Raw genomic sequence first — 20,534 nt, 5'->3', positions numbered from 1 at the left:
CGCCGCTCCCGGCTACTCGAAGGGAATCTGCAGCCGCGTGAGCTGCTCGGCCAACCGCGCGGCCTTTTCGGCGTTGACGAAGGTCAGGATCTCGCCCGCCTGACGCCCGCGCATCCCGGACAGGATCTTGACGGCCTGGGCCTCGTCCATGGTTTCCATGACCGAGGCGGCCTGCTTGGCCTTCATGTTGGAAAACACGTCCACCAGGTGGCGGTCCTTCTTGTCCTTGACCATCTCGGCGTCGTCGAGCATCCGCTGGAGCTGGGCCCGGCGCTCCTCCAGGGCCGCCATGTCGCGGGCGATCTTCTGCTCCAGGGCCCTCAGCTCGCGCTCGCGGCGGTCCAGCTCCTCCTGGCGGCGCACCAGGCCCTGGCGGTCGGGCACGGGGGCGTCGGGGGCCGGGGCGGCCTCGGGCTGGGCAGCCTCGGCGGGCGCCGGGGCCGCCTCCGGGGCCGGGGCGGGTGCCGCCTCCTGGGCCTGGGCCGGGGCCATGGCCACCACGGCCCTGCCGCCGCCCTGGGCGGGAGCCATGAATTGCAGGCCGACCACGGCCAGCAGCGCCAGCTTGACCAGCGCCAGGACCATGAGCAGCTTGAGCAGCCTACACGGCTTCACGCCCGTAACGAAGCGTCGCCATTTCATCGCTTTCCCTCTGTTCCTTCTGGTTCTCGCTGGTGCGGTGCGCCTGCTCCTGGACCGCGCGCAGGCGTTCCAGAAGCTTCTTTTCCCTGGCGCGGGCCACCAGGTCCTGGCGGGCCTGGGTCAGCTCGCGGCCAAGCTGCATGAGCCTGCGTTCGGCCAGGGCGATGTCCTCTTCCAGGCGCACCCGGTAGCGGCGCCACAGCCACAGGTCGTTTTCGGTAATCTGGGCCCCGCCATACAAGGAGGCCATATGCCGTTCCAGGGCCTGACGCAACCCGTCCAGCTCCGCCTGCTGGGCGCGGTGCGCGGCCAGGGCCCGCGCCACGGCCATGCGCGCCTGCTCCTCCTGCTGGCGGCGGTAGTCCAGCACCCGCTCGAGCGGGAATCGAAATCCTCTGGCCATTGCGTCTCCGGGGCTGCGCCAAAAGTCCGGCGCGGGCAAGGGCCCGCCCCCGGGGAAAAGCAAGAACCGGGCCGGACGCCCGGGGCTACGAACGCTCCATGTCCGCCAGCAGGATGTTCATGGCGTTGACCGAGATGACGATCTCGCGCAGCGACTGGGCCAGGGAGATCATGAGCAGGACCATGCTCACGCCGAAGAGCACGTGCCCGGCGGTGATCCAGCCGCTGAAGAGCGTGAACATGCACAGCACGCAGGTGAACAGGCTGAACACGCCAAAGCCCTGCATGCTGCGGATGAGGTACAGCCGGGTGCGCAGGGCGTCGATCTGGCGGCGGTGCGAGTCGCCGCCCTCGGCGCAGTAGCGGTTGTGCAGCTCGCGGATGCGCGTGGTGATGGCCAAAAACCGGTTGGTGTAGGCCAGCAGCAGCAGCGAAATGGCCGGGAACAGCAAGGCCGGGGTGGTCACGGTGATGTCCAAGGGCAGGTCTCCAAGGGCAGGGGGCAAAGGCCCCCGGCGCGGGCAGAACGCCGCGCCGGGGGCCCTGGGCGAAGCCTCGCGCCGCGCGGGCGGCTAGAGGATGGGCAGGTAGCGCTTGATCTCGTATTCGGAAACGTGGGTCCGGTAGGCGTCCCACTCCTTCAACTTGTTCTCCACGAGGTTGGCGTGGACGTGCTCGCCCAGGCACTCCTTCATCAGCGCCGAGCCCTTGAGGGCCATGGCCGCCTCGTAGAGCGACCCGGGCAGGGCCTCGATGCCGTGGGCGTCGAAGTCCTTCTCGGTGAAGGCGAAAATGTTCTTCTCCACAGCGGGGGTCAGCTCGTAGCCCTCCTCGATGCCCTTGAGGCCCGCGGCGAGCATCACGGCGAAGCACAGGTAGGGGTTGGCCGCCGGGTCCGGGCAGCGCAGCTCGATGCGCGTGGCGGCCTCCTTGCCGGGCTTGTACATGGGCACGCGAATGAGCGCCGAGCGGTTGCGCTGGGCCCAGGCGATGTACACCGGGGCCTCGTAGCCCGGCACCAGGCGCTTGTAGGAGTTGATCCACTGGTTGGTCACGCAGACGAACTCGCGGGCGTGGCGCAACAGCCCGGCGATGTACGACTTGCATTCCGCCGAAAGGCTGTGCGGGTCCTTGGGGTCGAAGAAGGCGTTGCGCCCGTTCTTGAACAGCGACTGGTGCACGTGCATGCCCGAGCCGTTCTCGCCGAAGATGGGCTTGGGCATGAAGGTGGCGTAGGCCCCGTGCTTGCGGGCGACCTCCTTGACCACCACCTTGTAGGTGGTGGCGATGTCGGCCATGGCCAGCCCTTCGGCGTAGCGCAGGTCGATCTCGTGCTGCGAGGGCGCCACCTCGTGGTGCGAATACTCCACCTGGATGCCCATGCGCTCCAGGGCGAAGATGATGTCGCGACGGATGTCGTTGCCCAGGTCCAGCGGCGGGGCGTCGAAGTAGCCGCCCGCGTCCAGGGTCTGCGGGCTCTGGGCGTTGGCGAAAACGAAGAATTCCAGCTCGGGGCCCACATAGTAGGTGTAGCCCTTCTCGGCGGCCTTGGCGAGCATGCGCTTGAGCACGTAGCGCGAGTCGCCCTCGTAGGGCGTGTGGTCGGGGTTCTTCACGTCGCAGAACATGCGCGCCACGGGCCGCTCCGTGGGCCGCCAGGACACGAGCTGGAAGGTCGTGGGGTCGGGGATGGCCACCATGTCCGACTCCTCGATGCGCGTGAAGCCGAGGATGGAGGAGCCGTCGAAGCCCATGCCCTCCTCGAAGGAGGCCTCCAGCTCGTTGGGCGTGATCTGGAACGATTTCAGGGTGCCCAGGATGTCGATGAACCAGAACTGGATGAAGCTCACGTTGTAGTCGCGGACGGCCTTGAGCACGTCGTCGGCGTTCTTGCAGTTGAAGACGGGCGCTGCTTCCATGATCCTTTCCTCCGTGCTGATGATGGACAAAGATGTCATCTGGCGCAGTGGCGCGCCGGGGTTCCTTCAAATGCGATGCCACCCGGGCGATGGCCCGCCACGGCGCCGGGTTGCCCCCGGGCCCAGGCCGCGCCGCAGGGCCGCGCTGCACAAAATTGCAACCCCGCCCGCCCGCGCCGCAGGGGGCCTTGCCAGAATTGTCACTGCGCGCGGCAGGCCGGGGCCGACTTCCCGCATTGCCGACCCTACCCCCCCGGCGCGCCCGCTGTAAAGCGCCCGCGAGCCCTTGCCCCGCAGGGCCTGCGCCCCGCTAGGGCCGCACCCCCGTGACCACGAACAACGGGTCCGACTCCAGCACCTGGGCGATATGCGGGTCGTCCTCGGGCCGGGGCCAGTTGCGCCAGGACGCCGTGCGGCAGCCCGTGAACCCCGCCGCCAGCATGTGGTCCAGCACCAGGCCCATGCGCTCGAAATCGTGCAGCTCGGCCCACAGGGCCGTGACCTTCTCGGGGAACCAGCGGTTGGAAAACGACACCGCCAGCGCGCCCCCGGGCCGCAGCACGCGCAGCGCCTCGGCCAGCACCGCCCCCGGCGCCGTCAGGTACTCGAAGCTCAGGCTGCACAGCACCAGATCGAAGCTCCCGGCCTCCAGAGGCAGGCGCGGGGCCGCGTTCAGGTCGTGCTCCACCCGCCGCGCAAGCCGCGCGTTGGCCTCCAGGTCCGCCCGGCCCAGGCCCAACCCCGTGACCTGCGCCTCCAGCCCCGGCGGCAGGTGGGTCATGGCCCCGGCCATGAGGTCCAGCACGCGGCAGCCCGGCGCGGCCAGCCCCGCGTGGGCGCCCTCCAGATGCCCGCGCGCCGTGGCGTCGATGTGCGCCACCGGGCGGGCCACGGCGTAGAAGGCCGCGTCGGCGCCCGCGTCCACGCGCTCCATGGCGTAAGGGGGCGCGAAATCCGTGCGCAGTCCCCCGGCCCGGGCCTGCATCCCCGGCCCGTCCTGGCAGATGTCCTCCACCCAGTCGGGCAGCCGCCCGCGCACCGCCCCCCGGCGCAGGAAGACCCGCTCCACCTGCGCCGCGACCTCCAGCTCCGCCCCGGCCAGGGGGTGGTTGAAGTCCACGGTCATGGCCGAGCCCTCCACCCCCAGCACCCGGAAGGACGGGCGCACGTCGGCGCTGCGGATGCCCGGGTGTGCCGCCAGCAGCGCATACGGGTAGAACCGCCCCGCGCGCGGCTCCACCAGGTGCCCGCGCAGCCGGAATTTCTTGAACCCGTCACGCGGAATGGCCGCGACCTTGCGCGGGCGCAGCCCCGGCACCAGCTTGCCCGGGGCGAAAACCCCGCGCCACGCCGCGCCCGGCTCCGCCCCGCGCAGGGCCTGGGCCAGCTCCGGGGGCAGGATGTCGCGCCACGGCGCCACCTTGCGCGCCAGGAAATGTTCTTCGTGGGCGGCCTCGGCGCTGGTCCAGCGCACGGTGAACCGGACCTCGGCCAGATGGGCCTGGGTCAGCGCGGGGGCGGGCTCGGTCATGCTCTCTCCTTGGCTTTCGTGTTGCGGCTCGCGGCCAGCCCACCATAGCCATTGTCCGCCGGGGCGCAAGGCCCCCCGGGCCCCGGGGTTTGCCAACCGCGCGCGGATGGGATAGGTTGCGCGGCATTGGTCCCCCCGTGCGCGCGGGGCTTCCGGACCGCGCAACCCGACGCAGCACCCCCGGCCCCGGGCCGGATTCAGGAGGACACCGTGAGGATTCTCATCGTTGGTTCCGGAGGCCGGGAGCACGCCCTGGCCTGGAAGCTGGCCCAGAGCCCGCACATCACACGGCTGTTCGTCGCCCCGGGCAACGGCGGCACCGCCCGCGTGGCCGAAAACGTGGACATCGCCGACGCCGACCTGCCCGCCCTGGTGGCCTTCACCCTGCGCAAGAAGATCGACCTCGTGGTCGCCGGGCCCGAACTGCCCCTGGTCCTGGGCCTGGCCGACGCCCTGGCCCAGGAGGGCATCCCCTGCTTCGGGCCCGACGCCTTCGCCGCCCAGCTCGAAGGCTCCAAGGCCTTCGCCAAGACCGTCATGCGCGCCGCAGGCGTGCCCACCGCCGACTTCATGGTCTTCGACGACCACCTCCAGGCCCGGGCCCACGTCCTCGAACGGCCCATGCCCTGCGTCATCAAGGCCGACGGCCTGGCCGCCGGCAAGGGCGTCGTGGTCTGCAAAACCCGCGAAGAGGCCCTGGAAACCCTCGACGAGATGATGCTCCGCGATGTCTTCGGCGCCGCAGGCGAGCGCGTGGTCATCGAGGACGCCCTCGTGGGCGAGGAGGCCTCCTTCCTGGCCTTCTGCGACGGCACCTCCTTCGCCCTCATGCCCTCCTCGCAGGACCACAAGGCCGCCCTGGACGGCGACCTGGGCCCCAACACCGGCGGCATGGGCGCCTACAGCCCCGCCCCCGTGCTGCCCGAGGCCGACTGCGCCGCCATGGGCGACCTGGTCATCCGGCCCATCCTCGACTACATGGCCGCCTCGGGCCACCCCTTCGTGGGCATCCTCTACGCCGGGCTCATGTTCACCCCCGCCGGGCCGCGCGTGCTCGAATACAACGTGCGCTTCGGCGACCCCGAATGCCAGCCCCTGCTCATGCGCCTGGACGGCGACCTGCTGGAGATCATGCTCGCCTGCACCCGGGGCACCCTGGCCCAGACCCCCGTACGCTGGAAGCCCCAAAGCGCCCTGTGCGTGGTCATGGCCGCCGGGGGCTACCCCAAAAGCTACCCCAAGGGCATGGAGATCACCGGCATCGACCGCGCCGAGGCCGAAACCGGCGTCACCGTCTTCCAGGCCGGCACCCGCGCCCAGGACGGGCGCACCCTGTGCTCCGGCGGGCGCGTGCTGGGCGTCACCGCCCTGGGCGACACCCTGGCCCAGGCCCGCGACGCGGCCTACAAGGGCGTGGAACTGATCCACTTCGACCCCTGCCACTACCGCCGCGACATCGGCAGCAAGGGGCTGGGGCGCAGGTAGGCGAAGCCGGGCGAAGCCGGGCGCGGGCGGCGGGTGGACGGGGGAGGGGAGGAACCCTTTTTCTCCTCAAGAAAAAGGGTTCCTCCCCTCCCCCGGACCCCCCTCCCCTCTTCCCAAAAAGACCTTTTTCTTTGGGGGGAGAGCTTGGAAGGAGAGTTTGCGGGGGTGAATGGCCTGCGCACTGCGCAGGCGTGGCAACGAAAAATCCTAACGTGCGAGGAGCAAAACATGAGTCGCGTCGCCATCTTCATGGGCAGCATTTCCGATGAACCCATGGTCCGGCCCTGCGCCGACGTGCTGGACAGCCTGGGCATCGACTACCTGTTCACCGTCACCAGCGCCCACCGCACCCCCGAACGCACCGCCGCCCTGGTGGCCGACCTGGAGGCCAAGGGCTGCCAGGTCTTCATCTGCGCGGCAGGCATGGCCGCCCACCTGGCAGGCGCCGTGGCCGCCAAGACCGTGCGCCCCGTGCTGGGAATCCCCGTGACGGCCTCGGCCCTGGGCGGCATGGACGCCCTGCTGGCCACCGTCATGATGCCCCCCGGCTTCCCCGTGGGCACCGTGGCCCTGGACAAGGCCGGGGCGCGCAACGCCGCCTGGCTCGCCGCCCAGATCCTGGCCCTGACGGACAAGGACCTGGAAGCCCGGCTGCGCGCCGCCCGCGAGGAGTTCAAGGCCTCGGTGGACAAGGCCGCGACGGAACTGGCGGCCAGGAAGTAGGGCAGAGGCGGCGAAGCCGCAGCCAAAAATCCGGCAGAGCTCCGGCCGGGAAGAAAGGCGCATCCGGGCAGCAGCGCTGCTGCCCGGGTGCGCCCTTTTCCATCGGGGGCGGGGGATGCCCGCAAGCCCCCGTCAGGCGCCGGGCAGGTCACGCTCCACGGCCAGGAAACGGGCCACGGCCTCGCCGGCCGGGCCCTGGTGCGGGCAGCTCACGCTGACCCCCGCCCCGCGCAGGGCCAGGGCCGCCTTGGGCCCCACGTTGCCCCCCAGCACGGCCCGTGCCCCGGCCTCGATGAGCATCCGCGCCACGAGGGTGCCGCTGCCCTGGCTCAGGTCGCGGTGCGGGTTGGCCTGGGCGCGCACGAAGGCTCCGCGCGCGTCGAAGAACAGAAAATAGTCCGCCCGGCCGATGACCGGCTCCACCGGGCTGCCGGGGTCCGGGCCTGCGGCGGCCACGGCGATGACGTCTGGCATGACTCCTCCTCGCCAGCCTGGCGGCTGGCTCGCCTGCTGCCCGGAGCATACCCCCGCCTGGCCGCGAAGGCCACCCCCGCCCGCAGGCCCGCACCATCCGGAAGCCCGCCTCGCAAGCCCGGCGGCAGGCGCGGAAATCCTTGGGCCGCGCCTTGCCTGCCGCAGGCCCCTGGATTTTTGCGCCCCGCGCGGCCAGCGGTTGACGGAAGCCCCGTCCGGTGGCCCCGGGCGGCGCGAAAAAACCAGGCCCCCGCGTCCCGGGGCAGACGCAGGGGCTTGGATGTCCCGGGCAGCGCGGCGGCGCGCCCTGCGGGGCGGCCCGGCTAGGCCTGGTCGCGCTCGTCGATGACGCGCTTGGTCTTGGCGAAGGAGCGCGGCAGGGAGCCAAAATCCACGATCTCCACGCTGGCGCGGGCCATAAGCTGGTGGTGCAGGGCCTCGGCAACGGCCTTGGCCGCGCCCGCGTCGTCCCCGGCCTGGGCGTCCCGGGCGCGCTCGACCTTGATGCGCATGGAGTCGCGCCCGCCCGTGCGCGTCAGCACGATCTGGTATTCGCTGCCCGCCTCGGGGAACTTCTCCAGCACGGCGGCGATCTGCCCGGGGTAGATGTTCACGCCCCGGAAGATGATCATGTCGTCGGAGCGGCCCAGGATCCTGTCGTGGCGCGGCATGGCCACCCCGCAGGCGCACTCCCCGGGCAAAAGCCGCGTCAGGTCGTGGGTGCGGTAGCGGATGAGCGGCGCGCCCTCCTTGCGCAGGGTGGTCACGACCATCTCCCCGGTCTGCCCCGGGGCCACGGGTTGCAGGGTCGCCGGGTCGAGGATCTCCAGGATGTACATGTCGGCCCAGTAATGGATGCCCGCGTGGGCCGTGCATTCCAGCCCCGCGCCCGGGCCGTACAGCTCGGTCATGCCCGAGATGTCGAAGCTGTGCTCCAGCCCCAGCAGGGCCTCGAAGCGCGCACGCATCTTGGGCGTGTGCGCCTCGGCGCCGAAGATGCATTTTTTCAGCGCGATCTGCTCGCGCAGGCCGTGTTTTTCGACCTCCTCGCCCAGCAGCAGGGCCATGGAGGCCGTGGAGCACAGGCAGGTGGCGCCCAGGTCGGTGATCAGCTGCATCTGGATTTCCAGGTTGCCCGGGCCCACGGGCAGGGCCGTGGCCCCGAAATGCTCGCAACCGAGCTGGAAGCCCGCTCCGGCGGTCCACAGCCCGTAGCCCACGGCGATCTGCACCCGGTCGCGCGGGGTCAGCTCCGCCAGCTCGAAGCAGCGGGCCATCATCGTCTTCCAGGTGTCCACGTCGCCCTGGGTGTAGACCATGACCTTGCGCTTGCCCGTTGTGCCGCTGGAGGCGTGGATGCGCACCAGGCGCTCCTCGGGCACGCAGCGCAGGGGCATGGGGTAGCCCTCGCGCAGGTCGTCCACGTCGGTGAAGGGCAGCCGGGCCAGGTCGTCCAGGAAGCGCACATCCCCCGGGGCCAGGCCTGCGGCCTCGAACTTGGCGCGGTAGGCCGGGCTGTTGGCGTAGGCGTGCTCCACGGTCCATTTGAGGCCCGCGAGCTGGATGTCGTGGAGCTGCTCCTGGGAGAGCCGGGGGATGAACCTGGGCGCGCACTGCATGGGTTGTTCTCCTGGGCTGCGGGCCGGGGGCCCGGCTTGTGGCCGGGCCGGAAATCCAGTACCCACTCGGATTGGCGAAGCGGAAAAGACCATGCCCGAAAACCCGGGCGCATTCAACCGCAAGGCGGCGCGCATGGACGAGACCACAGTCTTCCGCATCCTGGCCACGGTGCTCGGCCTGGTGCTCGGCAGCTTCTACAACGTGTGCATCCACCGGGGGCTCACGGGCGAATCCATCGCCAACCCGCCGCGCTCCAAGTGCCCGAAATGCGGGCATTTCCTGTCCTGGTGGGAGAACATTCCGCTCGTGTCGTGGCTCATGCTGCGTGGGCGCTGCCGCAACTGCCGCAAGCCCATTTCCGCGCGCTACCCGCTGGTGGAGGCCCTGTCGGGCGCCGTGGCCCTGGCCCTGGCCGTGAAGTTCGGCCCGGGCATGACCTTCGCCGTGTACCTGGCCTTCTCCGGGTTGCTCATCGTGCTGGCCTTCATCGACCTGGCCAGCTTCATGCTGCCCCTGTGGCCGATGATCATCGGCGCGGTGCTGGCCATGGTCTGCGCGCCGCTGTTTCTGGGCATCCCCCTGGTGGACGCCCTGCTGGCGGCGGGCGTGGGCGCGGGCACGTTCTGGCTGGTGCGCTGGGCCTACCGCAGGCTGCGCGGCATCGAGGGCCTGGGCGAGGGCGACATCTGGCTCATGCTGCTGCTCGGGCCGCTCACGGGCCTGCGCCACCTGCCCTTCGTGATCCTGGCCAGCGGCGTCTCGCTCATCGCCTTCAACCTGCCCATGCTCCTGCGCCAGGGGCGCCGCGACGCCCAGGGCAACCCCATGCAGACGCCCATCCCCTACGGGCCCTTCCTGTGCCTGGGGGCCATGCTGGCCATCCTCGTGGGCGACGACGTGCTGGCCTGGTATCTGGGGACGGTGCGCTGACCCCCGCGCGAGAAGCGTTGCGCGCGGCGCGCCCCTCGTGTACTGCCTGAGCGGAAGAACCCAGGAGGACGACGCGATGAGGCATACGGCCCTGCTGGCCTGCGTGGTGCTGGCCGCCCTGCTGCTTTCCGGGTGCGGCAAGCGCCACATCCCCACCGCCCCCGACACCGGAGCCCGCCCCCAGGCGCCCGCCCAGGTGCCCCCTGGCGGCGCGGGCCCCGTGCCCAAGGGCACCTTCAAGCCCTACACCATCGCCGGGCGGACGTACTATCCCCTGTCCTCCGCCGACGGCTACCAGGAAACGGGCCTGGCCTCGTGGTACGGCCCGACCTTCCACGGCAAGAAAACCGCCAACGGCGAAACTTACGACATGCACGCCATGACGGCGGCGCACAAGATCCTGCCCATGAACACCTATGTGCGCATCACCCGCCTGGACAACGGGCGCGAGGTGACCCTGCGCGTCAACGACCGCGGGCCCTTCGTGGGCGACCGTATCGTGGACCTCTCGCGCGCGGGGGCCGAGCAGTTGGACATGCTCGGCCCCGGCACGGCGCGGGTGCGCCTGGAGGTGGTGGGGGTGGCCGGACAGCAGGGCCCGACCCTGGCCCAGGCCCTGGAGGCCGAGACCTTCTACGTGCAGGTGGGGTCCTTCCGGGTGCAGGAAAACGCCGAGCGGCTGGTCAGGCAGTTGCGGGCCGCCGGGTACAGGCAGAGCAGGGTGCAGCAGGCCGAGATTTCCGGCGCGACGTACTGGCGGGTGCAGGCGGGCGCGTTCCAGGGCATGGCCCGCGCCACGCGGGCCCATGCCGAACTCGCAGGGCGCTTCGCGTCGAGCTTCCTTATTGCGGATTGAGCTCGGCGCGGAACTTGCGCGACAACCGGAAGACCACGACCTTGCGCGGCGGCAGGGTGATGGACTGGTTGGTCTGCGGGTTGCGTCCCTTGCGGGCGCGCTTGTCGTAGGCCTCGAACTTGCCGAACCCGCTGACGAGCAGCGCGTGGTCCTTCTTCACCGACTGCTTCATGATCTCCAGCAGAGACTCGACCTGGGCCTTGACCTCGGCCCGGTTGCGGTCGGACTTCTCGTAGATGCTGTCAACGATGTCGGCCTTGGTTAACGTCTTGCCCATGATGGACCTCCGTAACGCTTTCCCCGGTTTGACGGCTCCTTGCGGCCAGGGGCTCTGCCACCCCCGCCCCCTTGGCGGCGCCGGGGCCTGTGGCGCCGCCAAAGGACCCGCCGCCCCGGGGGCGGCACCCCGCGCCGCGCACGTCGCGCGGGCCGGGCTCGGCGGGCCTTGTCTCTGAATTATTACCTAAGGTTTGAGTTTTTATCAAGGAATTTAAAATGAACGTGCCTTTTCGCGCAATCCGGCACCCCGGGAACGCAAAAAGCCCCGCCCCGCCTGGGGCCCGGGCCTTTCCGCACCCCGAGCCGCCGCGCCAACGGGCCCGTATCCTCCCGGTGTTCTTCCCTTTCCAGGGCTGCCCGGGGCGCTGCGTCTACTGCGCCCAGCCCGCCGCCACGGGCACGGCCCCGGCCTCCCTGGCCGAACACCTGCGCGCCCTGGAAGCCCGCCTGGAGCTTGCCGCGCGCCAGGGCGCCGCGCCCCTGGAGCTGGGCTTCTACGGCGGCACCTTCACCGCCCTGCCCGAGCCCTGGCCCGGGCGTTTCCTGGCCCTGGCCGCGCGCTACCGCGCCTCGGGGCTCGTCACGCGCGTGCGCTGCTCCACCCGGCCCGACGCCGTGAGCCCCGCCCTGCTGGACCGTCTGGCCGCTCAGGAACTGGACATGATCGAACTGGGCGTGCAGACCTTCCACGCTCCGGCCCTGGCGGCGGCCCGCCGGGGCTACGGGCCCGAGGCCGCCCACGCGGCCTGCCAGGCCGTGCGCCGGGCCGGGCTGGCCCTGGGCGTGCAGTTGCTGCCCGGGCTGCCCGGCCACGCGCCCGGCCACCTGGACGCCGACGTGCGCGCGGCCCTGGAGCACGGGCCCGAGGCCGTGCGCCTGTATCCCTGTGTGGTGCTGCGCGGCACGGCCCTGGCCGACGCCCTGGCCCGGGGCGAGTACGCGCCCTGGACGCTGGAGGCCACGGTCCCGGCCCTGGCCGACGCCCTGCTGGCCTGCTGGGGGGCAGGCGTGCCGGTGATCCGCATCGGCCTGGCCCCGGAGCAGGACCTGGCCGCCCATATCCTGGCCGGGCCGTGGCACCCGGCCCTGGGGCAGCTGGCGCGCTCCCTGGCGCTTTTGCGCCATGTCCGGGCCCGGGCCCGGGCCATGGACCCGCCGCCCACGCGCCTGCTGGCCCCGGATCGCTGGCGCAGCGACGTGCTCGGCCACCGGGGCGCCCTGGGCCCGCACTACGCCGCCCTGGGCCTGGCCCCGGCCTTCGAGGCCCGGGCCGATTTCCTGCTGGCCTGAGCCGCGCCTCAGCCCCGCCGCCTGGGCCCGCGCTCCTTCACCTCCTTGACGAGGCGGCCAAAGGCCTTGTCCCGCCTGCGCTTGTCCAGGGCGCTCAATTCCTGGAACTCCGCCTCTTTCCTGAGCTTCAGGTAGCTGGCGTAGCGGTCCGCGCGCAGTGCGCCGCTGGCGAGGGCGGCCCGCACGGCGCAGCCGGGCTCGTTCTCGTGGCGGCAGTCCGCGTAGCGGCAGTGCTCCGCAAGGGCGGCGACCTCGTCGAAGCCCGTGGCGACGCCCTCGCCGGCCCCGGCCATGCCCAGCTCGCGCATCCCGGGTGTGTCCACGAGCATGGCACCCTGGCCGAGCATGACGAGCTGGCGGCGGGTGGTGGTGTGCGTGCCTTCCCCCGTGGCGCTGACGGCGCTGGTCCCGAAGGTTTCCCGGCCCAGCAGGCGGTTGAGGAGGGTCGTCTTGCCCACGCCCGAGGAGCCGAGCAGGCAGTAGGTCCTGCCCGGGGCCAGGGCCTGCTGGAAGTCGGCGAACCCGGCCCCGGTGTGCGCGCTCAGGGCGATGACCCGGGCCCGGGTGGCGGCGCCTGCCAGCGCGCATTTGTGCTCCAGCTCCTGCGGGTCGATGAGGTCCGTCTTGGTCAGCACGACCACCGGCTCCACCTGCCCCTGGGCCGCCATGACCAGATAGCGGTCCAGCCGCGCCGGGTTGAAGTCGAAATGGCAGGACTGGACGATGAAGGCCGCGTCGATGTTGGCGGCGATCAGTTGCACGCCCGCGCCGCCCGGGGCCTTGCGCCGCAGCAGCGTCCTGCGCGGGAAGACCCGGTGGATCAGGGCCGCCGCGCCGTCGTTGTAGAGGCTCACCGTGACCCAGTCCCCGACGCAGGGCAGATCGGCGGGGCCCTCGGTCTGGAAAGCCAGCCGCCCCGACAGCTCGGCGGGGATTTCCCCCGACCCGTCGCGGATCAGCCATGCCCCGCGGTCCACGGCCACCACACGCGCAAAGCCGCAGCCCTCCAGGCCCAGCTCGCCCGCGCGGGCCTCGAACCAGGCGTCGAAACCCAGGGCCCGCAACGGGGTCACATCCACACGCAATTCCATATCCTGCTCTCCTGCGCCGACGGCGCGGCGCCGCGCGCTACACCCGCTGCCCGCACAGCTGGACCAGCGAGAAATACTTCCCGCCCTCGGCCTGCATCATGGGCACGTCCTGCCGGGCGTGGGGGTTGGGGCTCTCCAGCCAGTCGGCCCAGGCCTGGCGCAGGCAGTCCATCTCGCGGCAGGGGCCCAGGCGCAGCCCGTCCGCCTGCTCCCACAGCGCCCGCCACCAGGCCAGGGTGCGGAACTCGTCGTCCAGCTGCGGCACCCAGAAGGGCCGCAGCTCCGGGGGCACCTCGCCACCGGGCAGCTCGCGCGAGAGCCCGGGCACGGCCACGGCCACATGCCCGCCCGGCTTCACGAACTCCAGCAGGCCCGGCAGCATGGTCTGGTTCGTGCCGAAGTACTGGTAGGCGTCCACGGAAAAGAGCACGTCGAAATAGCCATGGGCAAAGGGCAGGCCCTTGGTGGCGTCCACGGCCAGCGGCACGATCTGCTCTTCCAGGCCCAGGGCCTGGAAGCGCCGGGAGTTGTCCGTGGGGGCGATCCACAGGTCGGCGGCGAAGACCTGGACCCCGAACTTCTGCGCCAGCAGGATGGACGAGATGCCCATGCCGCAGCCCAGGTCCAGCACGCGCAGCCCCTGGCGCAGGGGCAGGAAGGAGGCCATCTCCTCGGCGATGCGCATGGCGTTGGGGCCCATCATGGTGTCGAGCAGGAAGGCCTTGTCGTAGGCGTCGGTGAACGGGGTCGGTATCGGCATCGTCGTGGTCTCCTTGTCGTGTTCGGGGTGTCGTTTGTGCCGTCATAGCCGCAAACCCCGCCCGGGGCACTCCACTTCTTGGTTGGCAAACAAAGAAGCGCCCCGGGGGTCCGGGGCGCTTCGCGTCAGTCACCGTTCACGGCGGCGAGGATCTTGTAGACGGCCTTGGCGGACAGGCAGTACTGCTCCGCCAGGCTGGCCACAGGGCAGCCCGCCCTGCGCCGGGCCGCGATCTCGCGGTTCCTGGCCAGCAGGCGCTGCCTGTTCTGCGTCGTTTCCCCCCACTGCCTTCTGTTCTCCGCCTTGCGGGGGATGTACAGCACTTCGCCGTCGATATACTCCTGTATCGCGCGCAGCAGTTGCCGCGGCAACACGTCGTTCGCTTTCCTGTAGCTCATCATGCTCCTCCTGGTTTGTTTTCAGGATCGAGCATGGGCCCTTGCCGCAGGATCTACGCTGTCATGCAAAAGCCCATGCTATGCATGACGCACGGAATCCAAAGAAGAAAACATCCAAATTCCTCCGTTGATTGTGCCTTGCCTGCCCCGCGTGTATCCGCGCGCAGGCGGGCTGTCAACCCGCCGGGAGCGCCCGCCCCGCCCCGCAGTCCGGGCTTGCGCGCGCCCGGCGGCGGCGCTAGAAGAAATGATCGTTCCCCGCGCCCCAGCCCCAAGGAGCCCCAGCATGGACACCGGAACCGTCGTCTTCGCCTTCGCCCTGACCCTGCTGGCGGGCCTGTCCACGGGCATCGGCGCCGCCGTGGCCTTTTTCACCCGCCAGACCAACACAAAGGTGCTCTCCGTGGCCCTGGGCTTCTCCGCCGGGGTCATGCTCTATGTGTCCTTCGTGGAGATCTTCGCCAAGGCCAGGGACACGCTGACCCAGGCCCTGGGCGAGGGCGCGGGCACCTGGGCCACCGTGGGCGCGTTCTTCGCGGGCATGGGCCTCATCGCGCTCATCGACCGCTTGGTGCCCAACTACGAGAACCCCCACGAGCTGCACTCCGTGGAGGAAATGGACGCCGGGCTGTGCAACCTGCCCCGCAACGAGGCCCACGACTTCGCCAAGCTCAAGCGCACCGGGATGATGGCCGCCGTGGCCATTGCCGTGCACAACTTCCCCGAGGGCCTGGCCACCTTCACCGCCGCCCTGTCCGACCCGGGCCTGGGCCTGGCCATCGCCGTGGCCGTGGCCATCCACAACATCCCCGAGGGCATCGCCGTGTCGGTGCCCCTGTTCTACGCCACGGGCGACCGCAAAAAGTCCTTCCGCCTGGCCTTCCTCTCCGGGCTGGCCGAGCCCGTGGGCGCGGGGGTGGGCTTCCTGCTGCTCTTGCCCTTCTTCACGCCCACGCTTTTCGGCTGCCTGTTCGCCAGCGTGGCCGGGATCATGGTCTTCATCTCCCTGGACCAGCTGCTGCCCGCCGCCGAGGAATACGGCGCGCACCACCACTGCATCTTCGGCGCGGTGCTCGGCATGGGCGTCATGGCCCTGTCGCTGCTGTTGCTGCTGTAGGGGCAGCCCCGCGCCACAAGCAAGACGGGCCCGCGCGCCACTGCTGCGCGCGGGCCCGCCTTGTTGCGGCGCCGCCTCCGGCCCCTAGAACCCCGACTGGCGGTAGACCTTGCCCCGGCGGTCGATGAGCTGGGCGAAGCGGTAGCCGCCCTTGACCAGGGCCTGCTCGAAAAGCTGCACGCCCCGGGCGTGGCAGCGGTCGCATGCGCGCTGGGGGATCTCCACGCCCACGGACAGCGGATGCGCCGTGGACCACGACTCGATGCGCACCACCCCCGGGCAGTCGCAGCAGAGCAGCACCGACTCCACCTGCGACTCGCGGATGTCGTCGGTGTCGTAGTAGATGTCCTTGTGACGCACGCGGAAGCCGTCGCACTCCTCGCCCTGCATCCGCTCGCGCGGGGGGTTGAAGTACAGCCCACGCACGTCGTCGCACAGCCGCTTGATGTAGTCGGTGACCTTGTCCGGCTGGCGCAGCCGCCCGGCGTCGTAGCCCGGCTCCACCACGCCCTGGTAGTCCAGCCCGGCCATGGCCAGGCACAGCCCAAGGTTCACGTAGGGCAGCGCGCCCTGGATGGCGTAGCCGCCCTCGAGCACGGCGATGTCCGGGTTGAGCCGCTCGCTGAGCAGCGCGTAGCCCCGGGCCGAGAAATTCATGTTCGTGATGGGGTCGGAGAAGTGGTTGTCCTGCCCCGCCGAATTGATGACTAGGTCGGGCTTGAAGTCGTCCAGCAGCGGCAGCACGACATGGTCGAGCACGTGCAGGAAGCCTTCGTCGGAGGTCTGCGGCGGCAGGGGCACGTTGATGGTCTTGCCGTAGGCCCCGGGCCCGCCCAGCTCCAGGGGGAAGCCCGTGCCCGGGTACAGGGTGCGCCCGTCCTGGTGCAGCGAGATGAACAGCGTGTCGGGGTCGTGCCAGTAGATGTCCTGGGTGCCGTCGCCGTGGTGGCAGTCGGTGTCCACGATGGCCACCCGCCGCGGGCCGTAGGTCTCGCGGATCCACTCCACCATCACGGCCTCGATGTTCATGTTGCAAAAACCCCGGTTGCCGTGGACGAACTTCATGGCGTGGTGCCCCGGGGGCCGCACCAGGGCAAAGGCCTTCTCCTCCTCGCGCTCCATGACCAGCCGCGCGGCCTTGATGGCCCCGCCCGCCGAAATCAGGTGCGACTGCGTGGCCACGCTGGCCACGTCGGGCAGGCAGAAATGCACGCGCTCCACGTCCGCCAGCGTCGCCACCTCGGGCCGGTGCTCCGTCACGCCGTCGATGTCGAACAGGCCCTCCTCCAGCAGCTGGTCCTGCGTGTAGAGCAGCCGCTCCTCCCGCTCGGGATGCGTGGGGCTGATGGACCAATCGAAGGCCGGAAAAAAGACGATCCCCAGACGATTCTTGGCCTCAAGCATGACGAACCCTCCCGCGCCGTGCGCGTACCCCGCCAAAGCACGCCAAACCCCGCGCGATGTCAACCGCCTGCCCGGTGGACGGCGCCCAGGCGGTGGTGAACGGAGCGGTTGCTGCGGGCCGCCCCCCTGCGCCAAGGCGCGCCGGGGGCCAGACGCGGGGCCTTCGCCCGCGCCGCGTGGCGCCACAAGCCCCGCGCCCCGGCGGGCCTACTTGCCCAGCTGGCGCAGGCGGGTTTCGATGACCATGGGGTTGGGGTAGGTCGCGCGGATGGATTCCAAGAGCTCGCGGGCCCGGGTCTTCTGGCCCTCGGATTCGAGGATCTCGCACAGCATGTAGGTGCCCAGGGCGTGCAGCTCGGTGTCCAGATCGGGCAGGGCCAGGAGCTTTTCCAGCCAGGCCCGGGCCTGGGCGCGGTTCTTGAGCAGGCTGTAGGCCTGGGCCAGCTCGTACATGCAGTGGGCGTGCGGGTTGGTGGCGTCGGCCTGCTCCATGCAGGCCAGCATGGCATCCTTGGCCATGCCGTAGCGCCCCTGGTACTGGTGGATCTTGCCCAGGTTCCAGTGGACCTCGGCGATCTGCGGGCGGGTCAGGTCGCCCTGGTCCAGCAGGGTCTGCCAGGTTTCGCTGGCCTTGTCCCATTCGTGCAGGCGGGTGTAGATCTCGGCGAGCTGCCAGGAGAGGTCCACGAAGCGCGTGGCGTCCTCGGAGAATTCGAGCTGCATGGCTTCCAGCAGCCGCGCGGCCTTCTTGGTATTGCCGGTGACGGTGTCGCTGATGCGCACCAGCTGCTGCCAGGCCTCCCAGCGCTGCGCGCCCTGGGGGTTGGCCTGCAGGTAGCCCTCGTAGAGGGCCTCGGCCTTGAGGTAGTTGCCGCTGGCGAACTCCCTGTCGGCCTGGGCGAGGGGACCCTCGCCCAGGCCGGAGGAGCAGGCCCACAGGGCCGCGCAGAGCAGCAACGCCCCAAGGCTAGTCTTCATCGGGCAGGGTGTCGGCGTCCTGGGGCTCGACGCCGTCGATCTGGTTTTCGCGCACGAGGTCGAACCCGGCCACCTGCGCGCCCTCGGCCATGGACACCAGGCGCACGCCCTGGGTGGCGCGGCCGACCTTGCGGATCCCGTCCACGGGGATGCGGATGACCTTGTTCTCCGAGGTCATCAGGATGATCTCGTCGTTGGGCTCGACCATCACCGCGCCCAGGAGCTGCCCGGTCTTGGGCGTGGTGCGCATGGTGATGATGCCCTTGCCCCCGCGCGACTGAAGCCGGTAGAGGTCGTAGGCCGTGCGCTTGCCGTAGCCCCCGCCCGACACGCACAGGATGTCGCGGGTCTCCTGGGCGTCGGCCACCACGGCGGCCACCACGCGGTCGCCGCCGCGCAGGGCGATGCCCTTGACGCCCGCCGTGCCCCGGCCCATGGGCCGCACGTCCTGGCAGGCGAAGCGGATGGAGAACCCGGCGGCGGTGACCAGCACGGCCTCGTCGTTCTTGCCCACCTCGGTGACCTGGAGCAGCTCGTCGTCCTCGCGGATGTTCACGGCGATGATGCCCGTGGAGCGGCAGTTGGCGTACTGGTCCACCTCGGTGCGCTTGACCATGCCCTTGCGGGTCACGAACAGGAAGTAGCGCTCGGGCAGGAAGTCGCGCAGGGTCAGGGCGCAGGTCACGAACTCGTCGCGGCCCAGGGGCAGCAGGTTGTTGATGTGCACGCCCTTGGCCGTGCGGCTGCCCTCGGGAATCTGGTGCACCTTCATGCGGTACATGCGCCCGTTGTTGGTGAACAGGATCAGGTTCTGGTGGTTGGAGGTCACCAGGAAGTTGAGGATGAAGTCGCCGTCGGAGGTGTGCACGCCGAAGACACCCTTGCCGCCGCGCTTCTGCTGGGCGTAGTGCTCCAGGTTGGTGCGCTTGACGTAGCCGCGCTGCGACAGGGTGATGACCACCTCCTTGTCGGGGATGAGGTCCTCGATGTCGATGCCGCACAGGTCGTCCTGGACGATCTCGGTCTGGCGCGGGGTGGCGAAGGTCTCCTTGAGCTTGACCAGCTCCTCCTCGATGACGCCGCGCAGCACCCCGTCGTGCTCCAGGATGCTCTTGAAGTATTCGATGGCCTTGAGCAGCTCGTTGTACTCCTCGATGAGCTTCTCGTGCTCCAGCCCGGTCAGGCGCTGCAGGCGCATGTCCAGAATGGCCTGGCTCTGCGGGTCGGACAGGCCGAAGCGCTCGCGCAGGGCGTCCTTGGCGTCCTGGGGGGTCTTGGAGCCGCGGATGATGGCCACCACCTCGTCGATGTTGTCCAGGGCGACGCGCAGGCCTTCGAGGATATGCGCCCGGGCCTCGGACTTCTCCAGGTCGAAGCGGGTGCGGCGGATGATGACCTCGCTTCTGTGTTCCAGGAAGTGGCGCAGGATATCCTTGAGGTTCAAAAGCTGGGGCCGGTTGCCCACCACGGCCATCATGTTGTAGCCGAACGAGGTTTCCAGGGGCGTGTACTTGTACAGCGAGTTGACGATGATGTCGGGGATGGCGCCCTTCTTGAGGTCGAGCACGATGCGGATGCCCTTGCGGTCGGACTCGTCGCGCAGGTCGGACACGCCGTCGATGCGCTTGTCCTGCACGAGCTGGGCGATCTTCTCCACCAGCGAGGACTTGTTCAGCGCGAAGGGGATCTCGGTGATGACAATGGCTTCCATGTCGCGCTTGCGCTTCTCGATCTCGACCTTGCCGCGGATCTTCACCGTGCCGCGCCCGGTGCGGTAGGCATCCAGCAGGCCCTGCCCGGCGTAGAGCGAGCCTCCGGTGGGAAAGTCCGGCCCCTTGACGTGGCGCAACAGGTCGTCCACCGAGCAGGAGGGGTTGGCCAGCTGCTCCAGCAGGGCGTCCACCAGCTCGCCGAGGTTGTGCGGCGGGATGTTGGTGGCCATGCCCACGGCGATGCCCGAGGAGCCGTTGAGCAGCAGGTTGGGCACCTTGGTCGGCAGGACCACGGGCTCCTGGAGCGAGTTGTCGTAGTTGGGCCGGAAGTCCACGGTCTTCTTGTCGATATCGGCCAAAAACTCGCCTGCCAGGCGCGACATGCGCGCCTCGGTGTAGCGCATGGCCGCCGCGGCGTCGCCGTCGATGGAGCCGAAGTTGCCCTGGCCGTCCACCAGCGGGTCGCGCATGGAGAAGCTCTGGGCCATGCGCACCAACGCGTCGTAGACCGCCGAGTCGCCGTGGGGGTGGTACTTGCCGATGACGTCGCCGACCACGCGGGCGGACTTCTTGTAGGGCCGCGTGTAGGAGTTGCCCAGCTCGTACTGGGCGAACAGGATGCGCCGGTGCACGGGCTTGAGGCCGTCGCGCACGTCGGGGATGGCGCGGCCGATGATCACGGAAAGCGAATATTCCAGGTAGGATTTCTGGATTTCCTTTTCGATGCTGATGGTCGGATTGTCCACTGAGCTTCCTCGCTGTTGTGACCTGTGCAGGCCGGGGGAAACGCGTCCGCCAGGAGGCGCCCCCGGGTGATGGCCGCCGCCCGGTGCGGGCGGCGGACGGGGGGCCGCTGGCCGGGCGGTCCGCCCGCTGCCTGCCCCGCGTGTTGCGTGTGGCCTCGTTTTCGCGTCGCGGGCCGC

At 70.2% G+C, this 20,534-nt stretch carries 20 protein-coding genes; 6 read left to right on the top strand and 14 right to left on the bottom strand.

What is annotated here, in order from left to right; genetic code table 11:
* Positions 1-12: 12 nt before the first annotated feature.
* The 5 genes from G495_RS0110095 to G495_RS22835 form a co-directional block, all read right to left on the bottom strand.
* A complete protein-coding gene (locus G495_RS0110095) occupies positions 13-615 on the bottom strand; it encodes a MotE family protein (RefSeq protein ID WP_028587719.1) in 603 nt (200 codons plus the stop codon).
* Positions 602-1,045, bottom strand: a complete 444-nt coding sequence (gene fliJ / locus G495_RS0110090) for a flagellar export protein FliJ (RefSeq protein WP_028587718.1) — start codon at positions 1,043-1,045, stop codon at positions 602-604. The genes G495_RS0110095 and fliJ overlap by 14 nt, the downstream gene beginning before the upstream one ends.
* Before the next feature lie 85 nt (positions 1,046-1,130).
* A complete protein-coding gene (locus G495_RS0110085; RefSeq protein WP_028587717.1) occupies positions 1,131-1,523 on the bottom strand; it encodes a DUF2721 domain-containing protein in 393 nt (130 codons plus the stop codon).
* A 93-nt stretch (positions 1,524-1,616) separates the two neighbouring features.
* On the bottom strand, positions 1,617-2,963 hold the full coding sequence (locus G495_RS0110080) for a glutamine synthetase family protein (protein WP_028587716.1): 1,347 nt from the start codon (positions 2,961-2,963) through the stop codon (positions 1,617-1,619).
* A gap of 310 nt (positions 2,964-3,273) precedes the next feature.
* Complete coding sequence (locus G495_RS22835; RefSeq protein WP_028587715.1) at positions 3,274-4,494, bottom strand: methyltransferase domain-containing protein; 1,221 nt, start codon at positions 4,492-4,494, stop codon at positions 3,274-3,276.
* A 210-nt stretch (positions 4,495-4,704) separates the two neighbouring features.
* Between G495_RS22835 and purD the strand changes: the two genes are divergently transcribed.
* Together purD and purE are read left to right on the top strand one after the other, a co-directional pair.
* Complete coding sequence (purD, locus tag G495_RS0110070; protein WP_028587714.1) at positions 4,705-5,979, top strand: phosphoribosylamine--glycine ligase; 1,275 nt, start codon at positions 4,705-4,707, stop codon at positions 5,977-5,979.
* 228 nt (positions 5,980-6,207) lie between these two features.
* Complete coding sequence (gene purE, locus G495_RS0110065; protein ID WP_028587713.1) at positions 6,208-6,702, top strand: 5-(carboxyamino)imidazole ribonucleotide mutase; 495 nt, start codon at positions 6,208-6,210, stop codon at positions 6,700-6,702.
* Between the two features lie 132 nt (positions 6,703-6,834).
* On the opposite strand, the gene G495_RS0110060 is transcribed toward purE, so the two are convergent.
* Both G495_RS0110060 and G495_RS0110055 read right to left on the bottom strand, forming a co-directional pair.
* A complete protein-coding gene (locus tag G495_RS0110060) occupies positions 6,835-7,176 on the bottom strand; it encodes a NifB/NifX family molybdenum-iron cluster-binding protein (RefSeq protein WP_028587712.1) in 342 nt (113 codons plus the stop codon).
* Positions 7,177-7,499: 323 nt separating this feature from the next.
* The gene (locus G495_RS0110055) at positions 7,500-8,795 is read right to left on the bottom strand and encodes a phenylacetate--CoA ligase (protein WP_028587711.1); all 1,296 of its coding nucleotides are present in this window, start codon (positions 8,793-8,795) and stop codon (positions 7,500-7,502) included.
* 91 nt (positions 8,796-8,886) lie between these two features.
* Here G495_RS0110055 and G495_RS0110050 point away from each other — a divergent pair, with 91 nt between their 5' ends.
* Positions 8,887-9,726, top strand: coding sequence for a prepilin peptidase (locus tag G495_RS0110050; protein WP_245588407.1), 840 nt, complete (start codon positions 8,887-8,889; stop codon positions 9,724-9,726).
* Between the two features lie 76 nt (positions 9,727-9,802).
* A complete protein-coding gene (locus tag G495_RS0110045; protein ID WP_028587709.1) occupies positions 9,803-10,582 on the top strand; it encodes a septal ring lytic transglycosylase RlpA family protein in 780 nt (259 codons plus the stop codon).
* On the opposite strand, the gene G495_RS0110040 is transcribed toward G495_RS0110045, so the two are convergent.
* On the bottom strand, positions 10,569-10,862 hold the full coding sequence (locus G495_RS0110040) for an integration host factor subunit alpha (protein ID WP_028587708.1): 294 nt from the start codon (positions 10,860-10,862) through the stop codon (positions 10,569-10,571). The two genes, G495_RS0110045 and G495_RS0110040, sit on opposite strands and share 14 nt — an antisense overlap.
* A gap of 332 nt (positions 10,863-11,194) precedes the next feature.
* Here G495_RS0110040 and G495_RS0110035 point away from each other — a divergent pair, with 332 nt between their 5' ends.
* On the top strand, positions 11,195-12,151 hold the full coding sequence (locus tag G495_RS0110035; protein WP_245588406.1) for an elongator complex protein 3: 957 nt from the start codon (positions 11,195-11,197) through the stop codon (positions 12,149-12,151).
* 8 nt (positions 12,152-12,159) lie between these two features.
* Here the strand turns inward: G495_RS0110035 and rsgA are convergent, their stop codons facing one another.
* The 3 genes from rsgA to G495_RS0110020 all read right to left on the bottom strand — a co-directional run bounded on the left by rsgA (position 12,160) and on the right by G495_RS0110020 (position 14,400).
* Positions 12,160-13,242, bottom strand: a complete 1,083-nt coding sequence (gene rsgA, locus G495_RS0110030) for a ribosome small subunit-dependent GTPase A (protein ID WP_084458111.1) — start codon at positions 13,240-13,242, stop codon at positions 12,160-12,162.
* A 37-nt stretch (positions 13,243-13,279) separates the two neighbouring features.
* Positions 13,280-14,002 (bottom strand): SAM-dependent methyltransferase, encoded by a 723-nt coding sequence (locus G495_RS0110025; protein ID WP_035251699.1) that lies wholly within the window; start codon positions 14,000-14,002, stop codon positions 13,280-13,282.
* Between the two features lie 125 nt (positions 14,003-14,127).
* Entirely contained in the window at positions 14,128-14,400 is a 273-nt protein-coding gene (locus G495_RS0110020) for a CD3324 family protein (protein WP_028587704.1), read from the bottom strand.
* A gap of 286 nt (positions 14,401-14,686) precedes the next feature.
* On the opposite strand from G495_RS0110020, the gene zupT reads away from it, so the two are divergent.
* Positions 14,687-15,517 carry a zinc transporter ZupT gene (gene zupT / locus G495_RS0110015; RefSeq protein ID WP_028587703.1) on the top strand — a complete coding sequence of 277 codons (831 nt, stop codon included), beginning with the start codon at positions 14,687-14,689 and terminating at the stop codon, positions 15,515-15,517.
* 84 nt (positions 15,518-15,601) lie between these two features.
* Here zupT and G495_RS0110010 read toward each other — a convergent pair whose 3' ends face one another.
* From G495_RS0110010 to gyrA, 3 genes are all read right to left on the bottom strand, one after another.
* The gene (locus G495_RS0110010) at positions 15,602-16,921 is read right to left on the bottom strand and encodes a histone deacetylase family protein (RefSeq protein WP_028587702.1); all 1,320 of its coding nucleotides are present in this window, start codon (positions 16,919-16,921) and stop codon (positions 15,602-15,604) included.
* A gap of 207 nt (positions 16,922-17,128) precedes the next feature.
* On the bottom strand, positions 17,129-17,899 hold the full coding sequence (locus tag G495_RS0110005; RefSeq protein WP_156939668.1) for a tetratricopeptide repeat protein: 771 nt from the start codon (positions 17,897-17,899) through the stop codon (positions 17,129-17,131).
* Positions 17,889-20,357 carry a DNA gyrase subunit A gene (gene gyrA / locus G495_RS18585; RefSeq protein WP_035251695.1) on the bottom strand — a complete coding sequence of 823 codons (2,469 nt, stop codon included), beginning with the start codon at positions 20,355-20,357 and terminating at the stop codon, positions 17,889-17,891. The genes G495_RS0110005 and gyrA overlap by 11 nt, the downstream gene beginning before the upstream one ends.
* Positions 20,358-20,534 lie beyond the last annotated feature (177 nt).

Origin of the sequence: Desulfocurvus vexinensis DSM 17965, assembly GCF_000519125.1 — a bacterium.
GTDB lineage: Bacteria > Desulfobacterota > Desulfovibrionia > Desulfovibrionales > Desulfovibrionaceae > Desulfocurvus > Desulfocurvus vexinensis.
This window is presented reverse-complemented; position numbering and strand designations above follow the sequence as displayed.